The 26,022-nt window shown below is 57.8% G+C and carries 22 protein-coding genes and 1 rRNA gene; 4 read left to right on the top strand and 19 right to left on the bottom strand.

Annotated elements, in window-relative coordinates; genetic code table 11:
- Window positions 1-156 precede the first annotated feature (156 nt).
- The 8 genes from der to ABD982_RS10050 all read right to left on the bottom strand — a co-directional run bounded on the left by der (window position 157) and on the right by ABD982_RS10050 (window position 9,701).
- On the bottom strand, window positions 157-1,734 hold the full coding sequence (gene der, locus ABD982_RS10085; RefSeq protein ID WP_345447145.1) for a ribosome biogenesis GTPase Der: 1,578 nt from the start codon (window positions 1,732-1,734) through the stop codon (window positions 157-159).
- 90 nt (window positions 1,735-1,824) lie between these two features.
- On the bottom strand, window positions 1,825-2,496 hold the full coding sequence (gene cmk, locus ABD982_RS10080) for a (d)CMP kinase (RefSeq protein WP_345447142.1): 672 nt from the start codon (window positions 2,494-2,496) through the stop codon (window positions 1,825-1,827).
- A 9-nt stretch (window positions 2,497-2,505) separates the two neighbouring features.
- A complete protein-coding gene (locus tag ABD982_RS10075; protein ID WP_345447139.1) occupies window positions 2,506-3,630 on the bottom strand; it encodes a prephenate dehydrogenase in 1,125 nt (374 codons plus the stop codon).
- A complete protein-coding gene (locus tag ABD982_RS10070; protein ID WP_345447136.1) occupies window positions 3,630-4,778 on the bottom strand; it encodes a pseudouridine synthase in 1,149 nt (382 codons plus the stop codon). The genes ABD982_RS10075 and ABD982_RS10070 overlap by 1 nt, the downstream gene beginning before the upstream one ends.
- 77 nt (window positions 4,779-4,855) lie before the next feature.
- Complete coding sequence (gene scpB / locus ABD982_RS10065; protein WP_345447133.1) at window positions 4,856-5,653, bottom strand: SMC-Scp complex subunit ScpB; 798 nt, start codon at window positions 5,651-5,653, stop codon at window positions 4,856-4,858.
- Complete coding sequence (locus tag ABD982_RS10060; protein ID WP_345447293.1) at window positions 5,650-6,495, bottom strand: segregation and condensation protein A; 846 nt, start codon at window positions 6,493-6,495, stop codon at window positions 5,650-5,652. Before ABD982_RS10060 ends, scpB begins: the two co-directional genes overlap by 4 nt.
- 201 nt (window positions 6,496-6,696) lie before the next feature.
- Window positions 6,697-7,557 (bottom strand): ParA family protein, encoded by an 861-nt coding sequence (locus tag ABD982_RS10055; RefSeq protein ID WP_345447130.1) that lies wholly within the window; start codon window positions 7,555-7,557, stop codon window positions 6,697-6,699.
- A 230-nt stretch (window positions 7,558-7,787) separates the two neighbouring features.
- Window positions 7,788-9,701 carry a propionyl-CoA synthetase gene (locus ABD982_RS10050; protein WP_345447127.1) on the bottom strand — a complete coding sequence of 638 codons (1,914 nt, stop codon included), beginning with the start codon at window positions 9,699-9,701 and terminating at the stop codon, window positions 7,788-7,790.
- A 238-nt stretch (window positions 9,702-9,939) separates the two neighbouring features.
- Here ABD982_RS10050 and ABD982_RS10045 point away from each other — a divergent pair, with 238 nt between their 5' ends.
- The 4 genes from ABD982_RS10045 to ABD982_RS10030 all read left to right on the top strand — a co-directional run bounded on the left by ABD982_RS10045 (window position 9,940) and on the right by ABD982_RS10030 (window position 14,354).
- Window positions 9,940-10,617, top strand: a complete 678-nt coding sequence (locus ABD982_RS10045) for a GntR family transcriptional regulator (protein WP_345447124.1) — start codon at window positions 9,940-9,942, stop codon at window positions 10,615-10,617.
- A 73-nt stretch (window positions 10,618-10,690) separates the two neighbouring features.
- Entirely contained in the window at window positions 10,691-12,211 is a 1,521-nt protein-coding gene (locus ABD982_RS10040; RefSeq protein WP_345447121.1) for an MmgE/PrpD family protein, read from the top strand.
- The gene (gene prpB / locus ABD982_RS10035) at window positions 12,211-13,122 is read left to right on the top strand and encodes a methylisocitrate lyase (protein WP_345447118.1); all 912 of its coding nucleotides are present in this window, start codon (window positions 12,211-12,213) and stop codon (window positions 13,120-13,122) included. The genes ABD982_RS10040 and prpB overlap by 1 nt, the downstream gene beginning before the upstream one ends.
- A 92-nt stretch (window positions 13,123-13,214) precedes the next feature.
- Complete coding sequence (locus ABD982_RS10030; RefSeq protein WP_345447116.1) at window positions 13,215-14,354, top strand: bifunctional 2-methylcitrate synthase/citrate synthase; 1,140 nt, start codon at window positions 13,215-13,217, stop codon at window positions 14,352-14,354.
- A 63-nt stretch (window positions 14,355-14,417) separates the two neighbouring features.
- Here the strand turns inward: ABD982_RS10030 and ABD982_RS10025 are convergent, their stop codons facing one another.
- The 11 genes from ABD982_RS10025 to rrf all read right to left on the bottom strand — a co-directional run bounded on the left by ABD982_RS10025 (window position 14,418) and on the right by rrf (window position 25,883).
- The gene (locus ABD982_RS10025) at window positions 14,418-15,404 is read right to left on the bottom strand and encodes a site-specific tyrosine recombinase XerD (RefSeq protein ID WP_345447113.1); all 987 of its coding nucleotides are present in this window, start codon (window positions 15,402-15,404) and stop codon (window positions 14,418-14,420) included.
- Window position 15,405: 1 nt separating this feature from the next.
- Window positions 15,406-16,149, bottom strand: coding sequence for an NUDIX domain-containing protein (locus ABD982_RS10020; protein ID WP_345447110.1), 744 nt, complete (start codon window positions 16,147-16,149; stop codon window positions 15,406-15,408).
- Between the two features lie 185 nt (window positions 16,150-16,334).
- Window positions 16,335-16,658, bottom strand: coding sequence for a DUF3500 domain-containing protein (locus tag ABD982_RS10015; protein WP_345447107.1), 324 nt, complete (start codon window positions 16,656-16,658; stop codon window positions 16,335-16,337).
- A gap of 312 nt (window positions 16,659-16,970) precedes the next feature.
- Window positions 16,971-18,650, bottom strand: a complete 1,680-nt coding sequence (gene pyrG, locus ABD982_RS10010; RefSeq protein ID WP_345447104.1) for a CTP synthase — start codon at window positions 18,648-18,650, stop codon at window positions 16,971-16,973.
- Window positions 18,651-18,769: 119 nt separating this feature from the next.
- Complete coding sequence (recN, locus tag ABD982_RS10005) at window positions 18,770-20,476, bottom strand: DNA repair protein RecN (RefSeq protein ID WP_345447101.1); 1,707 nt, start codon at window positions 20,474-20,476, stop codon at window positions 18,770-18,772.
- 3 nt (window positions 20,477-20,479) lie between these two features.
- A complete protein-coding gene (locus ABD982_RS10000) occupies window positions 20,480-21,472 on the bottom strand; it encodes an NAD kinase (RefSeq protein WP_345447098.1) in 993 nt (330 codons plus the stop codon).
- Between the two features lie 98 nt (window positions 21,473-21,570).
- The gene (locus ABD982_RS09995; protein ID WP_345447095.1) at window positions 21,571-22,305 is read right to left on the bottom strand and encodes a TlyA family RNA methyltransferase; all 735 of its coding nucleotides are present in this window, start codon (window positions 22,303-22,305) and stop codon (window positions 21,571-21,573) included.
- Between the two features lie 38 nt (window positions 22,306-22,343).
- Window positions 22,344-22,481 (bottom strand): GTPase, encoded by a 138-nt coding sequence (locus tag ABD982_RS09990; protein ID WP_345447092.1) that lies wholly within the window; start codon window positions 22,479-22,481, stop codon window positions 22,344-22,346.
- Complete coding sequence (locus ABD982_RS09985) at window positions 22,474-23,475, bottom strand: HAD-IIA family hydrolase (RefSeq protein ID WP_345447090.1); 1,002 nt, start codon at window positions 23,473-23,475, stop codon at window positions 22,474-22,476. The genes ABD982_RS09990 and ABD982_RS09985 overlap by 8 nt, the downstream gene beginning before the upstream one ends.
- Window positions 23,468-25,486, bottom strand: coding sequence for a hypothetical protein (locus tag ABD982_RS09980; RefSeq protein ID WP_345447088.1), 2,019 nt, complete (start codon window positions 25,484-25,486; stop codon window positions 23,468-23,470). The genes ABD982_RS09985 and ABD982_RS09980 overlap by 8 nt, the downstream gene beginning before the upstream one ends.
- A 280-nt stretch (window positions 25,487-25,766) precedes the next feature.
- Window positions 25,767-25,883: ribosomal RNA gene (gene rrf, locus ABD982_RS09975) — 5S ribosomal RNA — on the bottom strand.
- Window positions 25,884-26,022: the final 139 nt, after the last annotated feature.

Below are 26,022 nucleotides of genomic sequence, written 5' to 3'. Positions count from 1 at the left end.
AAATTCTGCGAGGCCCTTTTTAGGAGTTTTACAACGCGTTCTCCATCACACATCAACCTGCCTTGAACAGTGAAATATTCTGCAGAAAGGAAAGCCGGGGTAGAGCTCATGGCGAGCCCTCCCCCGGACAATCACTACAGGTTACAGTCTTCTGCTCTAGCGGCGTCCACCCTTAGAACTCTTGCCAGCCTGACGCTCACCGAGAGTGCGGCGCTCGCGCACGCGCATAGTGATTTCAATGGGAGTGCCGGTGAAGTCGAAGGTTTCACGCAGACGGCGCTGGATGAAGCGGCGGTAGCCGGGGTCCAGGAAGCCGGTGGTGAAGAGAACGAACTTAGGCGGGCGGGATGAAACCTGGGTGCCAAAGAGGATGCGGGGCTGCTTACCGCCACGCAGGGGGTGCGGGTGGGCAGCAACGATTTCACCCAGGAAGGCATTGAGGCGACCGGTGGGGATGCGGGAATCCCAGCTATCCAGTGAGTGTTCCAGCGCTGGGACCAGCTTGTCCTTGTGCCAGCCAGTTTTTGCCGAAATATTGACGCGAGGTGCCCACTTGATATGGGCCAAATCGCGGTCAATTTCGCGCTCTAGCAGCTCACGGCGGTCTTCATCGAGGGTGTCCCACTTGTTGAAGGCCAGCACCATGGCACGGCCAGAATCAATACCCATCTGGATGATGCGAACGTCCTGCTCAGAGATTGGCTCTGAAACATCCAGCAGTACCACGGCTACCTCAGCACGCTCAATGGCAGTCTGGGTGCGCAGCGAGGCGTAGAAGTCTGCGCCCTTGGCCATGTGAACGCGGCGGCGGATACCGGCGGTGTCAACGAAACGCCAGGGACGTCCGCCCAGCTCCACGATCTCGTCCACGGGGTCGCGCGTGGTGCCCGCAAGTTCGTTCACCACAGCGCGCTCTTCGCCTGCCAGCTTGTTGAGCAGTGAGGACTTACCAACGTTGGGGCGACCGATCAGGGCGACGCGGCGGGGGCCACCGAGAGCTTCGGGCTCAGCGTACTGGGAGTGCTCGGGCATAACCTCCAGCACGGCGTCCAGCAGGTCAGCCAGACCGCGACCGTGCAGACCAGACACCGGGTAGGGCTGGCCCATACCTAGTGCCCAGAGAGCATGCACGTCGGGCTCCTGGTGGGTGTCATCGATCTTGTTGGCAATCAGCAAGATGGGCTTATCCACGCGGCGTAGCATGCGCACAATGGCCTCATCGGTTGCCGAAATGCCGACCAGGGCGTCAACCACCAGCAACACAACATCGGCGTGTGCCACAGCAATTTCTGCCTGTGCAGCGACCTGAGCATCAATACCCTTAGCATCGGCTTCCCAACCACCGGTATCGACCAGGGTGAAATCTTTGCCAGACCATTCGGCTTTGTAAGAAACGCGGTCACGGGTAACGCCAGGTTTATCTTCAACTACTGCTTCGCGTCGGCCCAGAATACGGTTGATGATAGTGGATTTACCGACGTTGGGGCGACCAACAATCGCCACCACGGGGTCAGCTTCTTGGTCATCGTCCTCATCCACGTCGAAGCCCCAGGCGCTCAGCATGGCGCGGTCTTCTTCGTTAAGGTCGTAATCCTGCAGGCCTGCTAGCAGGGCTTCAGCGCGCTGGTCAGCAGTTTCATCATCAATCTCAGCTAGGCGTTCTGAGACGTCATCCTCACCGCCGCCCAGAAATTTTACTTCGTAGTCATCATGGGGTGCTTGTTCTTCTGCCATGTGCCTCTCCTTCTATCCCTGCTACGGCACATGCCGCAGCAGATTCTTCGTTCTTGTGTAGTCTAATCGATGGTGTGAACGGGCTCGCCGTTAGCGGCCCAAAGCAGTATTAACTGCCGCAATCACTGCATCGATGGTTTCTTCAAAGTTTAGGTCGCTGGAATCCACCAGGGTGACACCGGGCGCTGCTTCGGTGAAGCTAGTGGTCTTTGAATCCTTCTTATCACGCTCTGACACCTGATGAACCAGCTGATCTTTGTTCTGGGTACCCCCCAGCTGAAGGCCGCGGCGAGCCAGGCGCACCTCTTCATTAGCGGTGAGCAACACACGAGCATCCGCATCGGGGGCTACCACGGTGGTGATATCGCGCCCTTCGGCTACCATGCCGTTTTTTGCCTCAGCAATAAAGCGGCGCTGCAGGTCGATCAAAATCTGGCGTACTTCCAGGTTGGAAGCAACCGATGATACAGCTTCAGAAATACGGGGCTCGCGGATCGCTTCTCGTACGTCCACTCCCCCCACCTCAATGACCTCTTCATCGGGGCTGGTGCCCTGAACGTAAGGAAAAGTACGAGCGGCGGTAACCAGCGCTGTGGCGTCCTCTACGTCTACTTTTTCGTTCAGGCAGTACCAGGTCAGGGCACGGTACATAGCACCCGTGTCGAGGTATTCCAGGTTAAAGTGGCGTGCAACTGCCTTAGAAACCGAGCTTTTACCCGAGCCGGAGGGGCCGTCGATTGCAATAACAAGTGTGTCAGTCATAGTTTTACCTTACGTGACAACCTTCCAGCCGCGGCTGGTGAGGTCATCAACTAGTTTTTCGTGTTCACTAGGGTTAACAGAAATTTCTGCCATACCCACGGGGGCACCCGGCGAGTGTTCCAACCGTAGATCTTCGAGGTTCACGCCCAGCTCGCCAATCTCGTGTAGTAGCCGAGATAGCGTGCCGGGGGTGTCATCCACCAGCACGGTGAGCTGGGCAAAGGCGCGTGGTGCCCCGCCGTGCTTACCCGGAATGCGGGCTACACCGTGGTTGCCTTCACTCATCAGCTGGGCAATATCGAGCCGGGATCCTGAGTCTGTAGGAGCCTCAAGCGTTGAAATAAGACGCTCTAGGTCTTCGCGTACCCCGTAGAGAGTTTGAACGACAGGCTGCGCGTTGGCCGCCAAAATCTGCACCCAGAGGTTGGGGTCGGACGCCGCGATGCGGGTGGTATCGCGCAGCCCCTGCCCTGCCAGCCCGAGTGCGTAGAGCGGAGTGTCCTGCAAGCGGGAAGCTAGCAGGGAGGACATCACCTGGGGCACGTGAGAAATCAGTGCCACGGTGCGGTCGTGCTCGCTGGCGTCCAAGAAGGTTACAGTTGAGCCCAGCTCAACGGCTACCTGCTGGGCTAGTTTGACCAGTTCCCGGCGCGCCAGTGGGTGCTCGCAAAGGACCCAGGGGCGGGCTGCGAAGAGTTCGCCGCGGGCAGCTACCGGCCCAGATTTCTCGCGGCCGGCCATGGGGTGGGTGCCCAGGTAGCGGGTAGCATCAGCGCCGGAAGTCAGCACATCAGCCAAGATGGCGGACTTCACCGATGCCAAATCAATGACGAAAGCCTGCGGGTATTCGCCCAGAGCCTTAACGACCAGTTCAGCGGTGACATCCGGTGGGGCTGCCACCACTACCAGTTGCGGTTCTAAAACGAAGCCGGCTTCTGCGCCCCACTCTTCTGCAACAGCTCGCAGGGAGGTACCGGCCCCAATATCCTCAGCGACAGCCTCAACCGTAGGCGAGATATCGCTGATATAAACCGTGTAGCCCAGGTTGCGCAGCCCCAGCCCGGCAGATGCTCCCAGGAGCCCCGCGCCAATCACCAGCACGGGGCCGGTCAGTGTAGCTGAGAAAGCGCTCATTACATATCCACCGATGCCAGCAACTTGCCGATTTCTACCTTAGAGAGATTACGCACGGTGCCCTGCTTCTGTGAGCCGATGTGCAGCGGGCCCATCTCTACACGGACCAGCTTCTCGACGGGGTAGCCTACCTGCTCGAACATACGGCGGATAATGCGGTTCTTGCCGGAGTGGATGGTCACTTCAACCAGCACGTGGCCGGGGGTAGAGTCAACCAGCTTGAACTCGTCCACGCGGGTTACGCCATCTTCAAGGCGCAGACCCTTTTTCATGGCAGCGCCGATACCGGGCTCCATAGGGCCGGGCACCTGCACCAGGTAGGTCTTGGGCACCTCGTAGGAGGGGTGGGTCAGGCGGTTAGCCAGTTCACCGTCGTTGGTCAGCAAGAGCAGACCCTCGGTTTCGACGTCTAGGCGACCTACGTGGAAGACGCGCTCGGTCATGGATGAGCGCAAAAAGTTGCTGATGCAGGGGCGGCCATCGGGGTCTTCCATGGATGAGACAACGCCCTTGGGCTTGTTGAAGACCATGTAGACCAGCTTGTCGTTGGTCTGGATGGTCATGCCGTCTACCTGGATGCTGACCTTGGTGGGGTCAACGCGCACGCCCAGTTCGGTGACCAGCTGGTCATTGACGGTCACGCGGCCTTCTTCAATCATTTCCTCGCAGACGCGGCGGGAGGCCACGCCGGCTGATGCCATGAGCTTCTGCAGGCGGACGCCCTCGTGGTCGTAGAACTCGTAGTGGTCTACCGGTGCGTTCTTTGGACGGCGGGGGCGGTGGGGACCAAAGTTTTTGGTAGCGCGGTTGTTGGGGCGGAATTCGCCCATCTCACCGGCGAAGGGCTGACCCGAACGGAACTTGGGGCCTTTACCGGTACCGGCCTTGCGGGGTCCGCCGGGAGTGCCGGGCTTGGCGCCGCGGTTGCTTTTGAAGCCGCCACCGGATGAACCGCCGCGGCCACCTTCACCGAAGGAACCGTAGCCGCGCTCTGAACCACCGCGTGAAGAACCACCGCGCGAGGAACCTCCGCGGCCGGCACCGCCAGAGCGACCACCTCCGCGGTATTCGTTGCTCTTTCCGTAGCCGCGTCCTGCGCCGCCACGTCCAGTGTTACCGCTTCGTCCTGAATTGTTTCCATATGCCATTGTGATGACCTCTTTCATTCGTGGGTGGGCGCTTTGTGCGCCCGTTTCGTTGTCTAACCGGGCTGGCCGGTACATCTTTAGGTGGTGGTGAGTTCTGGATCGCTTGCTACCTGGTCCACATCAGGCAGGTAGGGGGCGAGCGCCGGTAATTGGTCAAGGGATTTTAGCCCAAGTTTCTCTAACAGGGTGTCAGTGGTGATGTACTGGGTGATGCCCTTTTCATCGGGCACTGTCTCGGTAATCAGCCCGCGGGCTTTGAGGTTGCGGATTGCCGCGTCCACATTCACTCCGCGCACCTGCGCCACGTAGCTGCGGGTGGCAGGTTGCTGGTAGGCAATGACGGCAAGGGTTTCTAATGCTGCCCTGCTGAGCTTGGAGCTCTGAGCGCCTACCACGAATCGTCCCACCCAGGGTGAAAAGCCCTGCCGAGCGTAGAGTCGCCAGCCTCCGGCGATGCGGCGCAGTTCGAACCCTCGAGGTTCGTGCACGGTCTCACCGTCGTCATAGCCGTTGTATTCACGGTAGAGCTGCTCTAGGGCTGTCTCAATAGCATGTTCTGAGACAATCAGAGCTGCCGAAAATTCCCGTGCTGAAACAGGGACGTCCGCCACAGCTAGAATCGCTTCAATGGCGGCCTTGATCCCGCCGGGTTGAAGTTCTACCCGGGATAGCTGGTTCTCTGCTTGAACCTCTTGTTCTGCTGTAGGTTCTGAGGCTTCTTTATCCCAGGGGTTGTGTTCCCTTACCGAGGCTGGTGAAGCTTCACTAGCAGAGTCTGAGCTCTCATCCTCACTGTCAAAGCCCCACGATCCGCTGTTGAGAATATCGAGGTCATTGGCAGTGTAGTCGGGGTGCTGCGCCTTATTCTCGTTCATGCGCCCTCGCTTTCCTCGTGTTGAGCAGTGGGCGGCGCGCTGACGGTGATTGGCCCCAGTGTCTGCGGTTGATCCACGAGCAGCGCTCCCTCCTTGAAGAGTTCAAGCACCGCTAAAAATCGCACAATCGCCACCTCTACTGCAGAAGCACCGGTGATAATCTCGGTAAAGGTCACTTTGCCCCGCTCTTCCAACTGCGCCATGATATGAGCTTCTTCAGCTGCGATAGTCGTTAGGGGTCTATGCAGGTGGTCGGTCTCAACTTCGGAGTTTGGCGTCGAGGAGCCTTTTTTATCACGTGCAGGGTTAAGCGCTGCAGCCGCAATACGTGCAAACTCTTCTGGGCTTAAGTCAAAGACAAGCTCCGGCAGCACCTTGCTAAAGCGGGGGTCCAAGGCAACGGTACGGGGGAACCGGTGGGCTTCGGCAACGTACCGTTCTTCTAGAACAGCGGTCACTTCGCGGTAGGCACGGTACTGCAAGAGCCGAGCAAAGAGCAGGTCGCGTGCCTCAAGCAGGTCGGTATTAGCTGTGATGTGCGCGGCACCCCGGGGTAAAAGGCGGGCGGCCTTGAGATCCAGCAGGGTGGCGGCAGTTACTAGAAATTCGCTGGCGGTGTTAAGACCTCGGTCAGTATCTGCATCGAAGACACCGCTGATGTAGCTGAGAAATCCATCGGTTACCTCAGCAAGTGCGATATCGGTGATATCCAGTTTCTTGCGGGTAATGAGGTGGAGCAACAGGTCAAAGGGGCCTTCGAAGTTGCTCAGGTGAAGGGCAAAGGGTGCGGACGCCGGTGTCTGCGGGGGTGCATTGAGCTCTTGTACTGGTGTCGGTACCATCACGGCAGCGAATCTTTCTGTGTCAGTCGGCTCAGGGTGAGACCGGTTGAAACGTATCTTTCTCTATTGTGCCAACTGCCCCAGTGGCTTTCAAGGCTTAGTGAGCGATAGCTCGCCCACAGCAACCCCTAAAGATACACCAGGACGCCCGCTGAGGCGTCCTGGTCTTGAAAGCAAGGGGTGTGGTATGTTGCCCTGAGGTTAGGGCGCTCCGCCCCGTGAAATGAGTTCGCGGGCCAGCTGGCGGTAGGCATCGGCGCCGGGGTGATTAGATGCGTAAGAGAGGATGGGCTCTGCGGAAACCGAGGCGTCGGGGAATTTGACGGTTCGTTTGATGACCGTGTCAAAGACCTTGTCGCCGAAGGCATCAACAATGCGGGCTAGCACCTCTTTGGAGTGCAGGGTGCGGGAATCAAACATGGTGGCCAGCACGCCGTCAATTTCCAGCTTGGGGTTGAGGCGGTCCTGCACCTTTTCGATGGAGTCCACCAGCAGGGCAACGGCACGCAAGGCAAAGAATTCGCAGATGAGCGGGATGATAACGCCGTGGCTGGCGGTCAGTGCGTTGACGGTCAGTAGCCCCAGTGAGGGCTGGCAGTCGATCAAAATGACGTCGTAGTCGTTTTCAACGGCGCGCAGGGCAGAAGCAAGAACCTGCTCACGGGCGACCTCGTTGACCAGCTGCACTTCTGCTGCCGAAAGGTCAATGTTGGCGGGCAACAGGTCGACGTTGGGCACGCCCGTTTCTAGAATGACGTCACGCACATTGACCTTGCGGTCCATCATGACGTTGTAGACAGTCAGCTCAAGTTCGTGGGGGTTGGCTCCGAAACCTGCCGAGAGCGCACCCTGGGGGTCAAAGTCCACCAGGAGAACGCGGCGTCCGACTTCAGCCAGTGCAGCGCCAAGGTTGATGGTCGAGGTTGTTTTGCCGACGCCACCCTTTTGATTCACCATCGAAATGATGCGTGCCGGGCCGTGGGTGTTAAGCGGTGCGGGGTCGGGGTAGACGCGCAGGGGGCGGCCGGTGGGGCCGAGCTGCTCTGCTCCGGTTTCAGTCACTGGTACTCACCTTTAGTTTTATTTGAACACTTTTACCCATCAGTCTACTGGGTGCGGCAAACCGAGGGTATTTATCAGAGCCTCAGCGGTTTTTGAAGGCCAATACAGCACCCTCTACCCTCACCCCTTCAGTACGTAAAATGACCGTGTTTGTTACGGTCGAGCGTGGAGCTGAAAGCTGGACGCTCGACCGCAACAAGCACGGTCATCTCTTCACTGATGTGCTGGTCCTATTGGGACTTAAGTACCTTGGCAATATCGTCCAGCACCGCCATATCCTCGATGGTTGAAGGCACCTTGTAGTCCTCTCCATCAGCAATCTGCCGCATGGTTTTGCGCAGAATCTTGCCTGATCGGGTTTTGGGTAGGCCCTCAACGATTTTGACGTCCTTGAAGTCAGCAACCGCACCAATATCATTACGGACGCTGGCAATGAGCTCGCTGGCCAACTGCTCTTCACTGATGTCAGCCCCTGTTTTGAGCACCACGTAACCAGCGGGACGTTGGCCCTTGAGCTGGTCAGCGAGACCGATGACCGCGCACTCAGCAACTGCCGGGTGCGCTGCCAGCACCTGCTCCATGGCACCGGTTGAAAGGCGGTGGCCTGAAACGTTGATGACGTCGTCTGTGCGTCCCATCACGAAGACGTAGCCGTCCTCATCAATGTAGCCGCTGTCGCCGGTGGCGTAGTAGCCTTCAAACGCTTCAAGGTAGGAGGAGATAAAGCGGTCATCGTTCCCCCAGAGCGTAGGCAGGTTACCCGGAGGCATGGGGAGCTTAATGGCAAGGTTGCCTTCCTCCCCCGGGCCGACTGGTTCACCGAAGGGGTCTAACACCTGCAAGTTATAGCCCGGACTAGGCACTGAGGGTGAGCCGGGCTTGAGGGGTAGAGCTTCAAGCCCGCGGGGGTTAGCTGCGATAGCCCACCCGGTTTCGGTCTGCCACCAGTTATCGATTACGGGTACGCCCAGCTTCTCGGTGGCCCAGTGGTAGGTTTCGGGGTCTAGGCGTTCCCCGGCAACAAAGAGCAGTTTCAGTGAAGATGTGTCATAGTCTGCCAGCAGTGAAGCCTCAGGGTCAGCTTTACGGATAGCGCGCAGGGCGGTGGGGGCGGTAAAGAGAGACTTTGCGTTCGAGTCCTGAATAACGCGCCAGAAGGCACCGGCATCGGGGGTGCCTACCGGTTTGCCTTCATAGAGCACACTGGTTGCGCCCGCGATGAGGGGGCCGTACACGATGTAAGAATGCCCAACCACCCATCCGACGTCCGAGGCACACCAGAGCACCTCACCGGGGCCAACATCGTAGATGTTCTTCATGGTCCAGGCGAGGGCGACTGCGTGCCCGCCGTTATCTCGCACGACGCCCTTTGGCGCGCCGGTGGTACCTGAGGTATAGAGGATGTAGAGAGGGTCGGTTGCCTTAACAGTCACCGGCTCATGGGGCTGGGCCGCTGCCATGGCATCATCTGCAGACTGCCAGGTAACCGCCCCGCCGGTGTCTTTAGCCTTCTGCTCAGCTTCTTCTACCGTATGCTCGAAGCCTTCCCGCTCGAACACCAGCACTGCACTGGGTTTGCTCGCCGATAGATCCATCGCCTTTTCTACCGCGGGAATGTACTCAATACGACGGCGAGGTTCAACACCGCCAGAAGCGGTTACAATCACGGTGGGCGAGCAGTCATTGATACGGGAGGCCAGTTCAGCAGGTGCGAAGCCGCCAAAAACCACCGAGTGGACGGCGCCCAGGCGGGCTGTTGCCAGCATAGCGACGTGAGCCTGGGGAATCATGGGCATATAAATCAGCACACGATTGCCCTTGCCTACACCGGCGTTGGCGAGCGCTCCGGCGAAAAGCTCAACATCTTTCTTGAGTTCGGCGTAGCTGATTTCTTGGCGGGTGCCCAGCATGGCTGAATCGTAAATAATTGCGGTCTGATCGCCTCGCCCTGCCTCAATGTGCCGGTCTACTGCGTTGTAGCAGGTATTAAGTTCACCGTCTGGGAACCAGCGGTAGATGGGTGCAGCGCTATCGTCGATGATGGTCTGAGGTTTGGTGACCCAGGTGATGTTCTCGGCTTGCTCAAGCCAGAATTTTTCTGGGGTCTCAATACTTGCCCGGTAGGTTTCTAGGTAGGTGGTCATCGGATTACTCCTGAGGGGCGTTGGGTGGTGTGTGGCGGGAGGGGTTGAGATAAATTTAGTGCTAGTCATCACAATAAGCAATAATTTGTATACAAAATTTCAGGGTTTTTCATTTTTTCCGTAAAATTCTGCCATCTAGAAGAAATATTGACGCTCAATGTATACAAAAGGGGTGTTTGCGTTTTATGGTGGTGTCAGCACAACACCATGTGCCGTATCACACCGAGAGGATGAGCTGATGAGAGCTAGCGATCTTGCCTACCAGAGCCTGCGCAGCGACATCATGGAGGGAACGCTCTCCCCTGGTTCTGTGATTGTAGAAGTAGAGCAGTCTGAACGACTGGGAGTTTCACGTACACCTATCCGCGAAGCAATCTCGCGGTTACTCTCGGACGGCCTTGCGGAGCCAGCACCGGGGCGCGGCGTTATCGTTGCCCCTATCTCTCTTGAAAATGTCTACTCGCTCTTTGAGTTAAGGGTTTCATTAGATTGCACCGCCGCCGCTCTAGCTGCCGGCCGTGGGGATGCCACCCGCTTTATGCGTCTTGCGGAGCGGTTTAAGCAAGCGGCAGCTATTCTAGCTGCGGGTCAAGGGAATATTGCTGAGTACTATGCTCTGGTCGATGAGTTAGATACTGCCATTGATGCGGCGGCAGCTAACCGCTATCTCTACCAGGCTCAATTAACCTTACGTACCCAGCTAACCCGCATTAGGAAGCTGTCAAAGACCAACCCCGTCAGGTTAGCCCAGGCTGCTGATGAACATGCCCAGATAGCTCGTTGCATTGCCTCTCAGGACGCGCAACTGGCTGAAGCCGCTACACGTCTTCACCTGGCCAACGCACTATTCGCTATCGAAGAGGCAGCCGCCTCCCAAGAGCAGCACGGTCTCTTTGAAGTAGCTGCCCACCCCTAAATCTACCGCTGGTAGCGGAGCTGCTACCGGCGTCCACCTCTACAAAACGACATGATGAAAGAGAGATAACCCTATGACAGTCAACCACAAGGTTCGTGTTTACCGCTCAGAAGAAAACCTCCCCCGCGAAGAGCAGCTTGCCTACAAAATGGCTCTGGTTGCTACCGATCCGGTAGAGGTGCTCCCCGAAGTTGAAGAGATGGTGATTAACCGTGTCATCGATAACGCTTCGGTTGCTATCGCCTCCCTTAACCGCGGGCCTATCATTTCTGCTCGCGACCAGGCACTGACCCACGCGGCTGGCCCCGGTGGTAGCGGCGCAGGAATTTTCGGTGTGGACGCTGCCAGCAAGAAGGTCTCTCCCGAATGGGCAGCCTGGGCTAACGGCGTTGCGGTCCGCGAACTGGACTACCACGACACTTTCCTGGCAGCTGAGTACTCTCACCCCGGCGATAATATTCCCCCCATCCTGGCAGTTGCTCAGCACGTGGGGAGCAACGGCCGCGACCTCATCCGCGGTATCGCTACCGGTTACGAGATTCAGGTAGACCTGGTTAAGGCGATCTGCTTGCACAAGCACAAGATTGACCATGTGGCCCACATTGGCCCCTCAGCTTCAGCCGGTATCGGCACCCTGCTGGGTCTGGACACGGAGACCATCTTCCAAGCCATTGGCCAGGGCCTGCATACCACCACCGCTACCCGCCAGTCGCGTAAGGGCGAAATTTCAACCTGGAAGGCACATGCCCCCGCCTTCGCCGGCAAGATGGCGGTTGAAGCTGTTGACCGTGCAATGCGCGGCCAGACTTCCCCCGTTCCCATCTACGAAGGTGAGGACGGCGTCATCGCTTGGATGCTGGATGGCCCCGAAGCCCTCTACGAGGTGCCTCTGCCAGAGGCAGGCGAAGCCAAGCGCGCGATCCTAGACACCTACACCAAGGAACACTCGGCGGAGTACCAGGCACAGGCTTGGATCGACCTGGCGCGTAAGCTTAACCGCGAACACCCCGAGTTTGCTCACCCCGAGAACATCGAATCCATCGTGCTGCACACCAGCCACCACACTCACTACGTCATTGGCTCGGGCGCAAATGACCCTCAGAAGTACGATCCCACTGCTACCCGCGAGACCCTGGATCATTCCATCCCCTACATCTTCACCGTCATGCTGCAGGATGGCGAGTGGGACCACGTTGGCTCCTACGCCCCCGAGCGGGCTCAACGGGCGGACACTGTAGCTCTCTGGCACAAGGTCACCACCGCTGAGGACGCCGAGTGGACCCGTCGCTACCACTCCAACGACGTTGCAGAAAAGGCCTTCGGTGGCCGCTTAGAAATCAAACTCACCAATGGCGAGACTTTCAGCGAAGAAATCGCTGTTGCTGACGCCCACCCCCTGGGGGCCCGCCCTTTCGCCCGCAAGGACTACATCGGTAAGTTCCGCAAACTGGCTGAGGGCAAGGTTTCTGAAGCTGAGCAGAACCGCTTCCTGGAGGCTGCTGAGAACCTGGCTCACCTCAAGGACGGCGAGCTGGACGCTCTGAACATCACCGCCAGCATCGAGCTGGAAACCGGTAAGGGAGGCATCTTCTAATGCTGTACGCTCAGAAAACCCCTGCTCAAAAGCGCCTAGAGCTCCGCAAAATGCTGGCATCGGGTGACATTAAACAGTTCCCGGGTGCTTACACCCCCCTCTCTGCTCGCCTGATTGAAGAGAAGAAGTTTGACGGAGTCTACATCTCGGGTGCTGTACTGGCTAACGAGCTGGGTTTCCCCGACGTCGGGCTAACTACCCTCTCTGAGGTTGCCCAGCGCGCCGGGCAGATTGCCCGCGTCACCAACCTACCTGCCATTGTGGACGCTGACACCGGATTCGGCGAACCCATGAACGTTGCCCGCACTATTCAAGAATTTGAAGAGTATGGGCTAGCTGGCTGCCACATTGAAGACCAGTTCAACCCCAAGCGCTGCGGCCACCTTGATAACAAGAACATGGTTGATCTTGAAACCGCTACGAAGCGTATCAGAGCGGCGGCAGAAGCCCGCAGGGATTCCAACTTCCTCATTATGGCGCGCACCGACTTGCGCGGTATCTCATCGCTGGAAGAGACCATCGACCGCATCAAGGCTCTCGTGGACGCTGGGGCCGATGCAATCTTCCCCGAAGCGATGAAAGATCTCAGCGAGTTTGAGGCTGTCTGCAACGCGGTGGATGTGCCGGTCCTAGCCAACATGACGGAGTTTGGTAAAAGTGAGCTCTTCACCAAGGAGCAGCTAGCGGCCGTAGGTATAAATATGATCATCTACCCCGTCACCCTGTTGCGCTCCTCCCTGGGAGCAATGGAAGGTGTCCTAGACACCATCGCCTCAACGGGAACCCAGGAGGGATACGTCGATAAGATGCTGACCCGAGCCCGCCTCTACGACCTCGTTGATTACGAGGCCTACAACCAGTTCGATACCGGCATCTTCAACTTCGAGGTCCCTGACCGGTTCACATCCTAGCGGTTCCCGCGCCCCAGCGTCCGCCCGGTATTAACGCTCGGCCGGGCGGACGCCTCCACTTTCGAGCACTGACAGATTCAAAGGAGAAACCCATGTCAGAACAGTTGGACGTCAAACGCGGACTAGCCGGCGTCGTTGCCGACTACACCGCTGTTTCCAAGGTCAACGCTGAGACCAATTCCCTGCTCTACCGCGGTTACCCGGTGCAGCAGCTCGCTGAGGTCCCTTTTGAAAAGGTAGCCCTTCTACTCTGGAACGGTGAGCTTCCCACCGCTGAACAACTAGAAGAATTTACCGCTTTCGAGCGTAGCCACCGTGCGCTCTCCCCCGGTCTCAAAGCTGTAATTGATGCTTTGCCCACCGACTGCCACCCCATGGATGTCTGCCGCACCGCAACCTCCTTCCTGGGTGCTACCGATCCCCAGAGCGAAGACCTCTCCCCCGAAAATGAGCTACGCAAGGCATGGGAACTTTTTGCCACCATGCCGGCCGTGGTCTGCTACGACCAACGCCGCCGCCGGGGCCAGGATGTTATCGAGCCTCGCGAGGACCTGGACTACTGTGACAACTTCCTCTACATGGCCTTCGGTGAAGTACCCGTAGCTGAGGTCAAGACCGCTTTCAACGTTTCCATGGTCTTGTACGCAGAGCATTCCTTCAACGCCTCGACCTTCACCGCCCGCGTCATCACTTCTTCCCTGTCTGACCTTCATTCCGCAGTCACCGGTGCCATCGGTGCCCTCAAGGGCCCCCTGCACGGCGGCGCGAATGAAGCAGTTCAGCACACCTTTGATGAAATCGGTGTGATTGAGGGTGAGAGCGAAGCTGATGCCAAGGCGCGGGCAAAGGCTTGGATGGACGCCGCACTAGCTGAAAAAAAGAAGGTCATGGGCTTTGGGCACCGCGTCTACAAGAAGGGTGACTCCCGTGTTCCTACCATGCAGAAGTCATTCTTCGATATGGTGGAGCACTATGGCCGCCACGATCTCATCGGCCTCTATAAAGGTCTAGCAGAGTCCATGGACGAAGCTAAGGGAATCAAGCCCAACCTGGACTACCCCGCCGGCCCCACCTACCATCTGATGGGCTTCGATACCCCCACCTTCACTCCTATCTTCGTCTGTTCCCGCATCACCGGTTGGACGGCGCACATACTGGAACAGCGCGCTAACAACTCGCTGATTCGCCCGCTTTCTGCCTATAACGGTGTGGAAGAGCGGCAGCTGCCCTAGCGTGATGTTCTAGTCTCAAACCGCGGTGCTCCATGATATGAAAGTTCATGGGTCACCGCGGTTTTATTGTGCCCGGGGGTGGTGAGCAGCAAAAACTTCGCGCAGGGTATCAGCGGTAACCTTGGTGTAGACCTGGGTGGTGGTGACCGAGGCATGCCCCAAAAGTTCCTGGACCACGCGAATATCGGCTCCACCTTCAAGCAGATGAGTGGCGAAGGAATGACGCAGGGTGTGGGGTGAAATCTCACCCGGCAGCTTGGCACGTTCAGCGTGTTTTTTGAGAATGAGATAGGCTCCCTGACGGGTCAGCCTGCCCCCACGAGCATTCAGGAAGAGAGCCGGTGTGCCCTTACCTTTGGAAGCTAATGAGGGCCGCGAGCGCACTCGATAGTCCTCAATCGCCCTGGCTGCGTAAGACCCAACGGGGACTACCCGCTCTTTGTTCCCTTTGCCAAAAAGGCGGGCAACAGCGGGAACACTGGCTGTGCTCTCTGTACCGGCGTTCTCGCTCTCCCTGTCAAAAACCACGTCATCTAAGTCAACATTGATCACTTCAGAAATACGTGCACCGGTGGAATAGAGAAACTCTAGAATGGCACGATCCCTCAGCCCAACCTCAGTGGTGATATCAGGTGCTTCGAGCAGGCGAGTTACTTGCTCTACAGGGACTGCTTTGGGCAGGCGCGCCCCCGGCGTCGGTGGCTGTACCCCGGCGGCAGGGTCAATCGTTGTAACGTTCTCTCGCAACCAGAATTTATGGGCGCCTCTCACCCCCACGATGATGCGGGCGATAGAGCGCTGGCTCAGCGGTTTTCCTGATGCTGAGGGGGTCTCAGCACAGGCTACAGCAAAGTCCCGCACGTGTTTTTTGGTGATGGTACGGGGGTCGATAACGCCCTGGTCTGCCAGGTAGGTGCGGTAGCGGGTCAGGTCGCGCCGGTAGGCTGCCTGGGTGTTGGCGGCCAGACCGCGTTCGATGCCCAGGTGGTTGAGGTAGGCCTCGATGGCGGCTTTAAGTGGTGTGGGTGCCGCCGGTGCTCCGTCTGCCACCTTAGAGACCTTCGGCGGGGCGGATCTCGCCGCGGTAGTTGGCTTCGCGCAGGGCCGGGTGGGCGGTGAAGGGGGCGGACGCCGGGTAGAGAGTTTCGAAGTTACAGCGGGCAGCGGCGTCGGCGGCTAGGATCGCGTTGGTCGAGGCAGCGTTGTGGATACGCCCTGCCAGCACAGCGCGGACTGCCTCGTCAAGGGGCACCCAGCGCTGCACGATTTCTGCTTCTTCGTGAACCCGCTCTTCGCGGTCCTCGGCGGGAATTTCGCTGAGGTCGCGGGCAATGTAGATGCGGCAGGTCTCCCCCATACCGCCGGGTGAGTTGTAAAACTCCATGAGGGTATCCCACCGAGCGGCTTGGAGGTCGGTTTCTTCTGCCAGTTCGCGGGCAGCTGCGTGTACGGGGTCTTCGCCATCGATGTCGAGCAAACCCGCTGGAATTTCCCAGAGGTTGGCGCGCACGGGGTGGCGGTACTGGTTGATGAGCAGTACCTCGTTCTTGTCGTTGAGGGCAAGGACGGCGACCGCCCCGGGATGCAACAGAAAATCTCGTTCAAAGGGCTCGGCGCCTTCATCCAGTGCTATCCCCTCGCGGATGACGTCCCAGACGTAGCCCTCAAATTTGGTGGTGCGGCTGGTGACGTAGCGGGGGTTGGCGATATCGGCGATGGTTTCCTGGGTGGCGGCGAGCGCCGGGGCGTTGAGGCGGGGGGCGTCCCCCACCTCATACGAGAGATTCTGTTGCATGTTTCCCCTGCAGAGTTAGGTATTGGGTTCCTCTCCACCCTACTCCCCATTCTGAATATCGCACAGCACAAAATTGGCCTCGCACGCTTATAGTACGAGGCCAATATCTTGTTATAGGGTCTAAGCAAAGAGAGCGAAAGATTAGGCGCCAGGTCCGCCAGACATACCGCTTGCTTCACCCTGTTCTACAGAGTTTGCGTAGTCATTAGTGGGGTCATGGTAGATGGACTGTACGTGGCCCCAGCCTGCGGTAATTTCACCGTCAACGCCTGCTTGTGCTGAGGTACTCTGGCAATAAATTCGATGTAAACGTTCGGGCCTGAAATCTTGAAGTAGATACCGCCGTCAATGGAAGTGTCATAGGAAGTTGCGCCTTCCCAGCATACGTAAGTTTCATCAAGGGTTGCTTCGATAGCGGCCTTCTGGGTTGCCCAGGTTTCGTCGTCGGCCATACCGGCATAGTTACGAATCAGTTCAAGTAAAAGTTCTTTCTGAGCTGTTAGACCCACAGCCGCTAAGAATCAAGGCGCCGAGAGTCAGGGCTACACCGGAGGTAGCCAGCTTTGACGATGCGAGATGGTGTTTGTTAATCATGCAGCAAAGCATACGCTCCCCACCACACCCCCCGGGGCAAGGGTTAGGCAATGACCCTACTAGGCAAAATGCCATCTTATTCAACACTTCATTGCCAGAAATAAGCAGATAAATAGTTATTTACGAGTCATAACACTATTCACAGCATTTTCTTAAGAAAATAAGTCTAAGCTGCCCTCTCTGAAGGAAAAGGCAGCTTAGATAGATAGTTATTGAGACTCTAGGGTCTAGGCCTTGCGGGCCTCAAGTGCCGCCTTAATCAGCCCCGCAAAGAGGGGGTGGGGTCGGGTGGGGCGGGAGCGGTATTCCGGGTGGGCCTGGGTGGCGATGTAGTAGGGGTGCTCGCTCACGGGCAGTTCAACGAATTCCACCAGGGAAGAGTCAGGTGAGGTACCCGAGATCACCAGACCCGCTTCTTCCAGCTGCTGGCGGTAGTCGTTATTGACCTCGTAGCGGTGGCGGTGGCGTTCTGCAACCTCGGTTGCCTCGTAGACGCTTTCAGCCAGTGAACCGGCAGCTAGGGTTGCCGGGTAGAGGCCCAGGCGCATGGTGCCGCCCAGGTCGCCTGCGCCGTCCACGAATGCCTTCTGCTCTTCGATAGTGGCAATCAGCGGGGACGCGGTCTCGGGGTCAAACTCGGTCGATGAGGCGTCCTTGATGCCAAGCACGTTGCGGGCGTATTCGAGCACCATGGACTGCAACCCCAGGCAGATACCCAGGGTGGGAATCTTATGTTCGCGGGCATGGCACAGGGCGCCGATCTTGCCGTCAAGGCCGCGGATGCCAAAGCCGCCGGGTACGAGGATGGCATCCATGCCGCGCAGCTGGTGGGCGGCGTCCTCCTGGCTAGCGCAAAGGTCGGCGGCAACCCACTTGATGTTGACCTTAGCGTCGTTGGCAAAACCGCCGGCGCGCAGGGCCTCGGTGACCGAGAGGTAGGCATCGGGCAGGTCGATGTACTTACCGACCAGAGCAACGTTAACCTCGGTCTTGGGGGTGTGGACGGCGCTCAGCAGCTTATCCCACTGGGTGAAGTCAACGGGCTCAGCGTCAATGCCCAGGTAGTCCAGAATGTAGGCATCTAGGTTCTGGCTGTGCAGGGTCTTGGGGATGTCGTAGATGCTGGGGGCATCGGCGCAGGAAATAACGGCCTCGGGCTCTACGTCGCAGGCCTGACCAATCTTGATCTTGTGGGATTCGGGCACTTCGCGCTCACAGCGCAGAATCAGGCCGTCGGGAATAATGCCCAGACCGCGCAGGGCGGCAACAGAGTGCTGGGTGGGTTTGGTCTTCAGCTCGCCGGATGGGCCGATAAAGGGCACCAGGGAAACGTGTAGGAAGAAGACGTTGCGGCGGCCCACATCGCGGCGCACCTGGCGGGCTGCTTCAAGGAAGGGCTGGGATTCGATATCGCCCACGGTGCCACCAATTTCGGTGATGATGATGTCGGGGGCGTTCTCACCTTCGGCGGGCAGGCGCATGCGGCGCTTGATTTCATCGGTGATGTGGGGAATAACCTGCACGGTATCGCCCAGATATTCGCCGCGGCGTTCCTTGGCGATCACGTGAGAGAAGACCTGACCGGTGGTCACGTTGGCTGCCTGGGAGAGGTTCTCGTCGAGGAAGCGTTCATAGTGGCCGATGTCGAGGTCGGTTTCTGCCCCGTCGTCGGTGACAAAAACTTCACCGTGTTGGAAGGGGTTCATGGTGCCGGGATCGACGTTGAGATAGGGGTCGAGCTTCTGCATGGTCACTGAGAGACCGCGGGAGCGAAGAAGCCGGCCGAGAGATGAGGCTGAAAGGCCTTTGCCGAGAGATGATGCTACGCCGCCGGTGACGAAAATCTGGCGGGTGACTTTACCGTTGTTTGATGCGTTTGTATCTACCACGGAATTCCAGCCTATCACCTCTTCTGTTTCGCCGATGTAAACAGTGTTGCATAAGTAGGTGGGCGGAGCGGACGCCCTCACCCGGCGTCCGCTCCTCGTGCGGGTTCATGCAGGTGGCAGGTAGTTGTGGAGCCCGGCTAGGGCTGCCCTGCGTCCGCCAGGAGTTCTCGGGCGTGTTCCTGGGCTGCTGCTGACTGGTCATGACCCGAGAGCATGCGGGCCAGCTCTACAACTCGCTCTTCAGCGGTGAGAACCTGCACGCGGGAGAGGGAGCCGTCATCGTTTTTGCGCACCAGGATGTGCTGGTCAGCGAAAGCTGCCACCTGCGGCAGGTGGGTGACGACCAGCACCTGCACGTTCTTGGCCAACATGGCCAGGCGGCGGCCGATTTCGATGGCTGCTTTACCGCCGACGCCGGAGTCCACCTCGTCAAAGATAAAGGTGGGCACCGGGTCCACCTCAGAAAGCACAACTTCAAGAGCCAACATGACGCGGGATAATTCACCCCCTGATGCGCCCTTGCCCAAAGGCCGCGGAACGGCCTGGCGATGGGGTGCCAGCATAAAGGTCACGGCATCTTTACCGAAGCGGTTGAATTTCTCGGTCTCTTCGACCTTAACCACCAGTGAAGCATTGGGCATGGCAAGGGCAGTTAGTTCTTCGCTGACGGCAGCAGCTAGCTTTGAGGCAGCTGTACGGCGTAGTTCCACCAGAGCCCGTGCCTGCTCCCCTAGAGTTTCACGAAGTTCACGCAATTCAGCTTCCAGGGTTTCCTGGCGGGCCGGGTCATCGCCGAGAGTATCAAGGCGGGCACGTGATTCTTCAGCCCAGGCCAGAACCTCTGCGATATCCGCCCCGTACTTGCGGGTGAGCCCTTTGAGTTGGGCGCGTCGGTGTTCTACTTCTGCCAGGCGTTCAGGGCCTTCAGAATCTAGACCGGAGGTGTAGGCTGATACCTCTTCGGCGATATCGGTGATGTGAATCAAAGCCTCATTAAGTCGATCAGAAAGAGTTTTAAGGTCTTCATCGGCATCCGATTCAGAGGCTAGCGCAGTACGGGCTGAATCCAGCAACCCCAGCACGTTAGGGGCATCAGCATCCCCGTATTCGGTACCTGCCAGAGCAGCTGAGGCAGTGGTGGCGGCCAGACGTAGAGACTCAACGTTGGTGAGTTTCTGGCTCTCTGCGTAGAGAGCCTCGTCCTCACCTTCAAGAGGGTTGACACTGTCAATTTCTGCTAGAGCGCCCTGCAAAGTCTGTGCTTCCAAAGCGCGGGCGCGAGTATTTTCTCGCACGTCCCGCAGCTCACCAGCAGCCTGCTTGAAGCGTTCGTAGTTCTTCTCGTATTGAGCGAGCAGGCGTCCAAGTTTTTTACCGGCATAAGAATCTAGGGCATGACGCTGCTCGGCAGAAGACTTAAGGCGCAACTGATCTGACTGACCGTGCACTGCCACCAGCGTATGCCCGATATCAGCTAGCGTCCCAATAGGGGCTGAAACCCCGCCCACATGGGCACGAGAGCGCCCCGAAGCGTTTACGGTTCTCGCCAAGAGCAGTTCATAAGAACCGTCTTCCAGTTCCTCAGTTGACCCCCCGGCGTCATCGGCTAGCCCAATGGCTCTGTGCCCCACTGGCAGTTTAATGACGGCCTCAGCCAAAGCGCTAGAAGCCCCGTTGCGCACGCTGGAGGCATCAGAACGTGCGCCCAGTAGCATCCCCAGCGCGGTCACCACCATGGTCTTACCAGCACCAGTCTCACCAGTCAGCACAGAGAAGCCCGGTTCTAGAGGAAGGCGGGCATCGGTGATGACCCCTAAATCGCGCAGATGAATCTCTTCAATCACGGGCTATACTCCTGGGTTAAGGCGGCTAATGGGCAGAGCCGATGTGGCAGGGCTAGCCGTACTGGGGCCTCGCCAACCGGTAGTAGGTAGCTCAAACTTTCGGACCAGTCGCTCAGAGAAGGGAGCCGGGTGCATACGGGCTAGGCGCACCGGTTTGGACGATCGCGTCACCTCGATACGGGCCCCGGGCGGCAAATCGCGGGTTCGGCGTCCGTCGCACCAGAGTACACCTTCAGCGCCATTGGTGGGCAGCAGCTCGACCGCCATCATCGAGGTCGGGGCAGTCACCAGTGGCCGAGCAAAGAGCGCGTGGGCAGATAAGGGAACCATGAGCATGGCTTCAACGCTGGGCCAGATAATGGGCCCTCCCCCAGAGAAGGCATAGGCTGTTGAGCCGGTGGGCGTTGCCAACACCACCCCGTCACAGCCAAAGCCTGAGAGCGGGCGGCGATCGACCTCAATGACCACTTCAATCATTTTCTGGCGGTTACCTTTTTCAACGCTGGCCTCGTTCAGCGCCCAGGTATCGAGGATTTTTTCCCCGCCTTTCCAGACCTTAACGTCAATGGCCATGCGCTCTTCAACGGTATAGTCGCCCGAGACAATGCGGTCTACTGTTTCTGCAAGGTCAAACTCTTCCGCTTCTGCAAGAAAGCCTACGTGACCCAAGTTGACGCCCACCAAAGGGATTTGGGTGTGCCGGATCATCTCGGCTGCGCGCAGAATAGACCCATCTCCACCCAGCACCACGCCCAGTTCAATCTCGTTGAGAGCAACACTTTCGTGTGCGACCGCCACGGGCACAGGGTTCTGCCATCTCTGGGTCAGCGCTTCAAGGTCCGCTCGGTTCATCACCGGCACCAGACCCGCCGCATGCAGCTGGGCACAGGCCGCCCGGGCAGCGTCTCGGGCTTCGCTTCGCCCGGTGTGGGCAAAAACTAAAATCTTGCGAGTATCGTTGCCGTCTATGAACACGGGGGCGCTAGTTTCATTCACAGTTTTAGGCTAGCTGAAAGTAGCTCTTTTTTCCTCACTAGAAACACAAAACACCGAAGTTTTCGAACATTTATTCGAAAATTCGGTGTTTTGGTGGGTTACTCCGGTTTGTGGCACCAGAGGAAAAATTCGACATTACCGTCCTGACCGGGGAGCGAGCTCTCTTCCTGCCCCCTGATAACTAATCCGTACTCTTCGGCACAGGCCCGCACCGAGTTAACAGCATCCTGGCGTGCTTGGGGGTCTGTGACCACGCCGCCCCTGCCTACACGAGCACTTCCGACCTCGAATTGTGGCTTTACCATCAGCACGAGATCTCCACCTGCCCGGGTCACTTCTGCTAGAGGTTCAAGCACCTTGGTCAGAGAGATGAAAGATAGGTCAGTGACCGTCAGGTCCACCTGTCCACCAATATCTTCTGAGTCCATGTGGCGCACGTTCATGCCCTCATACACATCAACTTTGGGGTGTTCCCTCAGCTCAGGTACCAGTTGACTGTGCCCAACGTCCACCGCTGCCACCAGGGTGGCACCCCGCCGCAGCAGGACGTCGGTGAAACCGCCGGTTGATGCACCAGCGTCCAGGCAGCGTTTGCCCTTTACGGTAATGCCCGTAAAGGTATCGAGAGCACCGGCCAGTTTATGTCCGGCACGACTGACGTACTCGGTCAGCTCGCTGCGGGTGATGCTGACGGTATCACCCTCCCGCACTTTCTGGCCAGCCTTGGTGGCAGGCTGACCGTTGACATTCACCAGGTCAGCGTCAATCATCTTAATAGCCAGGGTACGAGAACGGGCAATACCCGCCTGCACCATGTAGTGGTCAAGTCTCATATTGCCCGTTTCTTTATGTAGTGTATTAGCCTCAGCAGCTAGTTGAGGCTTTCCTGCAGCTCTTCAGCTAGCCTGGCGTAACGGTCGATTCGTTCGCTGGGGTCCAGTGCCAGGGCAGCTTCTAAAGCGGCTTCAAATCCAGGGTCTAGCTCTACGCTAGGCTCTTCTTTAGCCACGGTTGAATACCTCAGGAGCTTTGGGAGCCTCGTGCACGTCTGGGTGAGCTACCCACCAGGCTGCGCAGGCAACTCGCCAGCAATCGACCTCTGCACCGGCTCCGTTCAGAGTCAGTTCGTTCCCCTTCACCTCAGCAACAAAGCCAGCGGCTTCTGCTCTTGCTCCAGTAGGGGTAACCTCCACATCGATCTGCGGATAGGGCTCAAAAAAGCCCTCCAGGGTTTCAATAATGTAAGTCGGACGCTCGATGGTAATGGCAGCCAGCACCGACTGGTAGGTATCGACGCCGGTCATCACCATAGCGGTTGCTATCTGTGCCCTATTTCCACCTTGAATATCGGTATCCAGACGGTCACCCACAACCACCGGACTGGTAGAGCCCAGCTTCTGCGCAGCGGTGGTAAAGATCGGTGACTCGGGCTTACCTGCCACCTGGGGTTGACGCCCAGTAGCTGTGGCAACAGCACCGACGAGGGTCCCATTCCCCGGAGCGATACCGCGCTCCTTGGGGATAGTGAAATCCGTATTGGAGGCAACCCAGAGCACAGATTTATCGGCTAAGGTGTAGGCAGCCTCAGCGAGGTCTTCCCACACCATCTTGGGGTTAAAGCCCTGAGCTACAGCGACCGGCTCATCGTGCTGCGATCGAACCGGGGTAAGACCGGCAGCTTGAACGCAGTCCGCTAACGCCTGGGCCCCTGTAATTAGCACCTTAGCGCCTACGGGTAGCTGTGCAGCCAGGAGCTCAGCAGCTGCCTGAGCAGAGCTGATAACGTGTTCAGCGTCAGTCGTGACGCCCAGCTCTACCAGGTGCGCAGCAACCGCATCAACGCTCCGTGAAGCGTTGTTGGTAACAAAAGCAACCTGCACTCCGGCGTCCTGAGCACGGTTGAGCGCATCAGGAGCCCCCTCAATCGCTAAGGGACCAGCGTAGACTACGCCGTCAAGGTCAGAAAGAATTGCATCGTGCGCATCAAGCAAGCTCTTAGTCACGGCTATCGTCCGCTTCAATGGCAAAGAGGGAGTCTTCAGCTGCTTGTTCTTCGGTCACGGTCTGCTCAACAGCAGACTGCGCAAGTGCGGCATCTAGCTGCTCTTCATCATCTTCAACGCCATCAACGGGTTCAGTTTCTTCGCCCAACAGTTCAGCTATTTCTTCTTCGACACTGGGCTCTTCAGTCACCACGTCCTCAGCCTGGTCTTCGTCTTCCAGGTCAATGGCCACTTCTTCGGGTTCGAACAGATCGTCCTCAGTGAAGATATCGAAGATTTCAGGTTCAGCGAATTCTCCCTGGCCTAGGGCAGCCTCGGTGACTACGGCTAGGCGTGCCCAACGGCGTGCTTCAGCAACACGGCCGTCCTCTTCCAGAAGATCGGCGTAGGCCTCAAACAGGCGGGGTGAGTAGTCAAAGCCGCGCTTAGGATCCAGTTCGGGAATCTCTAGGGCGCTAATTGCTTTCTTCAGCTCGCCGGCATCATGGTGTATACCGGAAACCACGATAGCAACCTCTGCGCGCACAGCAGCTGGTACTTCCTCATCCTTAGCCTCTTCGGCCAGGGTAAGTGCTTTCTCCATACGGCCCAGTGCGCGCTCACAGTCCACCATCAGTGCCAGGTGATCATTGGACCCGGAGATTCGACGGTGAGTACGCAGTTCGCGTAAGCACAGCTCGTAGTCGTCAGCAGCGTAGGCGGCAACGCCTACAACCTCACGTACCAGCCCGATACGACCAGCTCGCTTTGAAGCTGCAACAGCGTGCTCCAGAGCGAACTCAGGATCAATATCAATGTAGCGCCCTACCATCACCAGGTGCTTGGCTACACCTTCAGCATTTTGAGCTTCGAGCTGGCGCAACGCACGCAGGGTCCAGTTTTCTAGCTCCTGACCCGTTACATCGGTGTCAATTTCAGGTGAGTTGCGGCGGTAATCTGCTACAGGTGCCTGCGCGGCGTCATCCCGCTTAAATTCTTTGCGAGGGCCCTTGTCGAAACTGCGGTCATCACGACGGTTTGAGTCCCGGCCTCCGCGGTCGTCAAAACGCTTGGGCCCGCGGTCATTACGGTTATTGTCGTAGGAGCGGTTGCCGCCGCGGTCATTACGGTCAAAATTCCTGTTACCGCGTTCCTCACGAGGGCGATCACTGTCAGAACGGCGAGGACCGAAACCACCACGGTCATCACGGTTGCCGTAAGAACGTTCACCGTCATTGCGGCGCTTATCAAAGCCGTGGTTATTGCGGTCTCCCCGATCATCAAAACGCTTAGGGCCGCGGTCATCACGGAAGGTGCGCTCACTATCAGAACGACGGTTACCAAAACCACCGCGGTTATCATTTCGCTCATCTCGGCGCTGGCCGTAACCGCCACGATCATTGCGATCATAGCTGCGACCGCCGCGGTCATCACGGAAGGTGCGCTCACCATCAGAACGACGGTTACCGAAACCACCGCGGTCATCACGACGGTCAGAACGATCATTACGACGATCGCCAAAACCACCGCGGTCATCACGACGGTCAGAACGATCATTACGACGATCGCCAAAACCACCACGGTTATCGCGGCTGCCGTAGGAGCGCTCACCATCGTTGCGGCGCCCTCCGAAACCGCCACGGTTATCACGGTCATTGCGCTGGGTTCCGTCGTTTGAACTGCGACGTCTACCGAAACCGCCCTGGAAGTCTCTGTCGTCTACGCGATCCTCACGGCGCTGGCCGTAACCGCCACGATTATTACGATCATAGCTGCGACCGCCGCGGTCATCACGGAAGGTACGCTCACCATCAGAACGACGGTTACCAAAGCCACCACGTTCATCACGGCCTCCGTAGGAGCGCTCACCATCGTTGCGGCGCCCTCCGAAACCACCACGGTCATCACGACGATCTGAACGATCGTTACGGCTATTACCGTGGGAACGGTTTCCACCAGATGAGTGGCGATCGTTATTTTTCTTGTATCCATCGCGATTGTTATCTGAGTGGTTACGTGAGTAGTCAGCCAAGTATGCTCCTTTAAACTTTTTGCGGTAAGGCTCTTTCTAAAGAACCTCTTATTATGCACTGATTCCTAGTGTATCGGGCGTCTGTGCTCGTACGGAGGTGGGGTCACCTAGTGTTGATGCGTTTTCAGGCACACGCTCATTACTTAGTTTCCCCTTTAAATACAAAAAAAGGGGGGGTTCCCACCAAAAAAACCACCCAAAAAACACACACCCCACACACCCCCCCTAAAAACAAAATAGCCCCTGCCCACACAGGACAAGAGCTACCTCGAAAAAATAAATGCGGCAACGACCTACTCTCCCACACCGTCACCAGTGCAGTACCATCGGCGCAAAGAGCCTTAACTTCCGGGTTCGGAATGGAACCGGGTGTCTCCCTCTCGCTATAATCACCGCAAACCTGCGAGATTGTTATCTCAAAACCATACAGTGGACGCAAACACAAACAAACCAGCCAACAAACCCTGAAAAAAAATAATGTAAGCCTTCGGACTATTAGTACCAGTCAACTCCACGGGAATTCCCCGCGTCCATAC

It is taken from the genome of Rothia endophytica (assembly GCF_039543885.1).
Lineage (GTDB): Bacteria > Actinomycetota > Actinomycetes > Actinomycetales > Micrococcaceae > Rothia > Rothia endophytica.
Note: the sequence above shows the minus strand (reverse complement) of the source record. Positions and strands in the feature narration are given on the sequence as shown.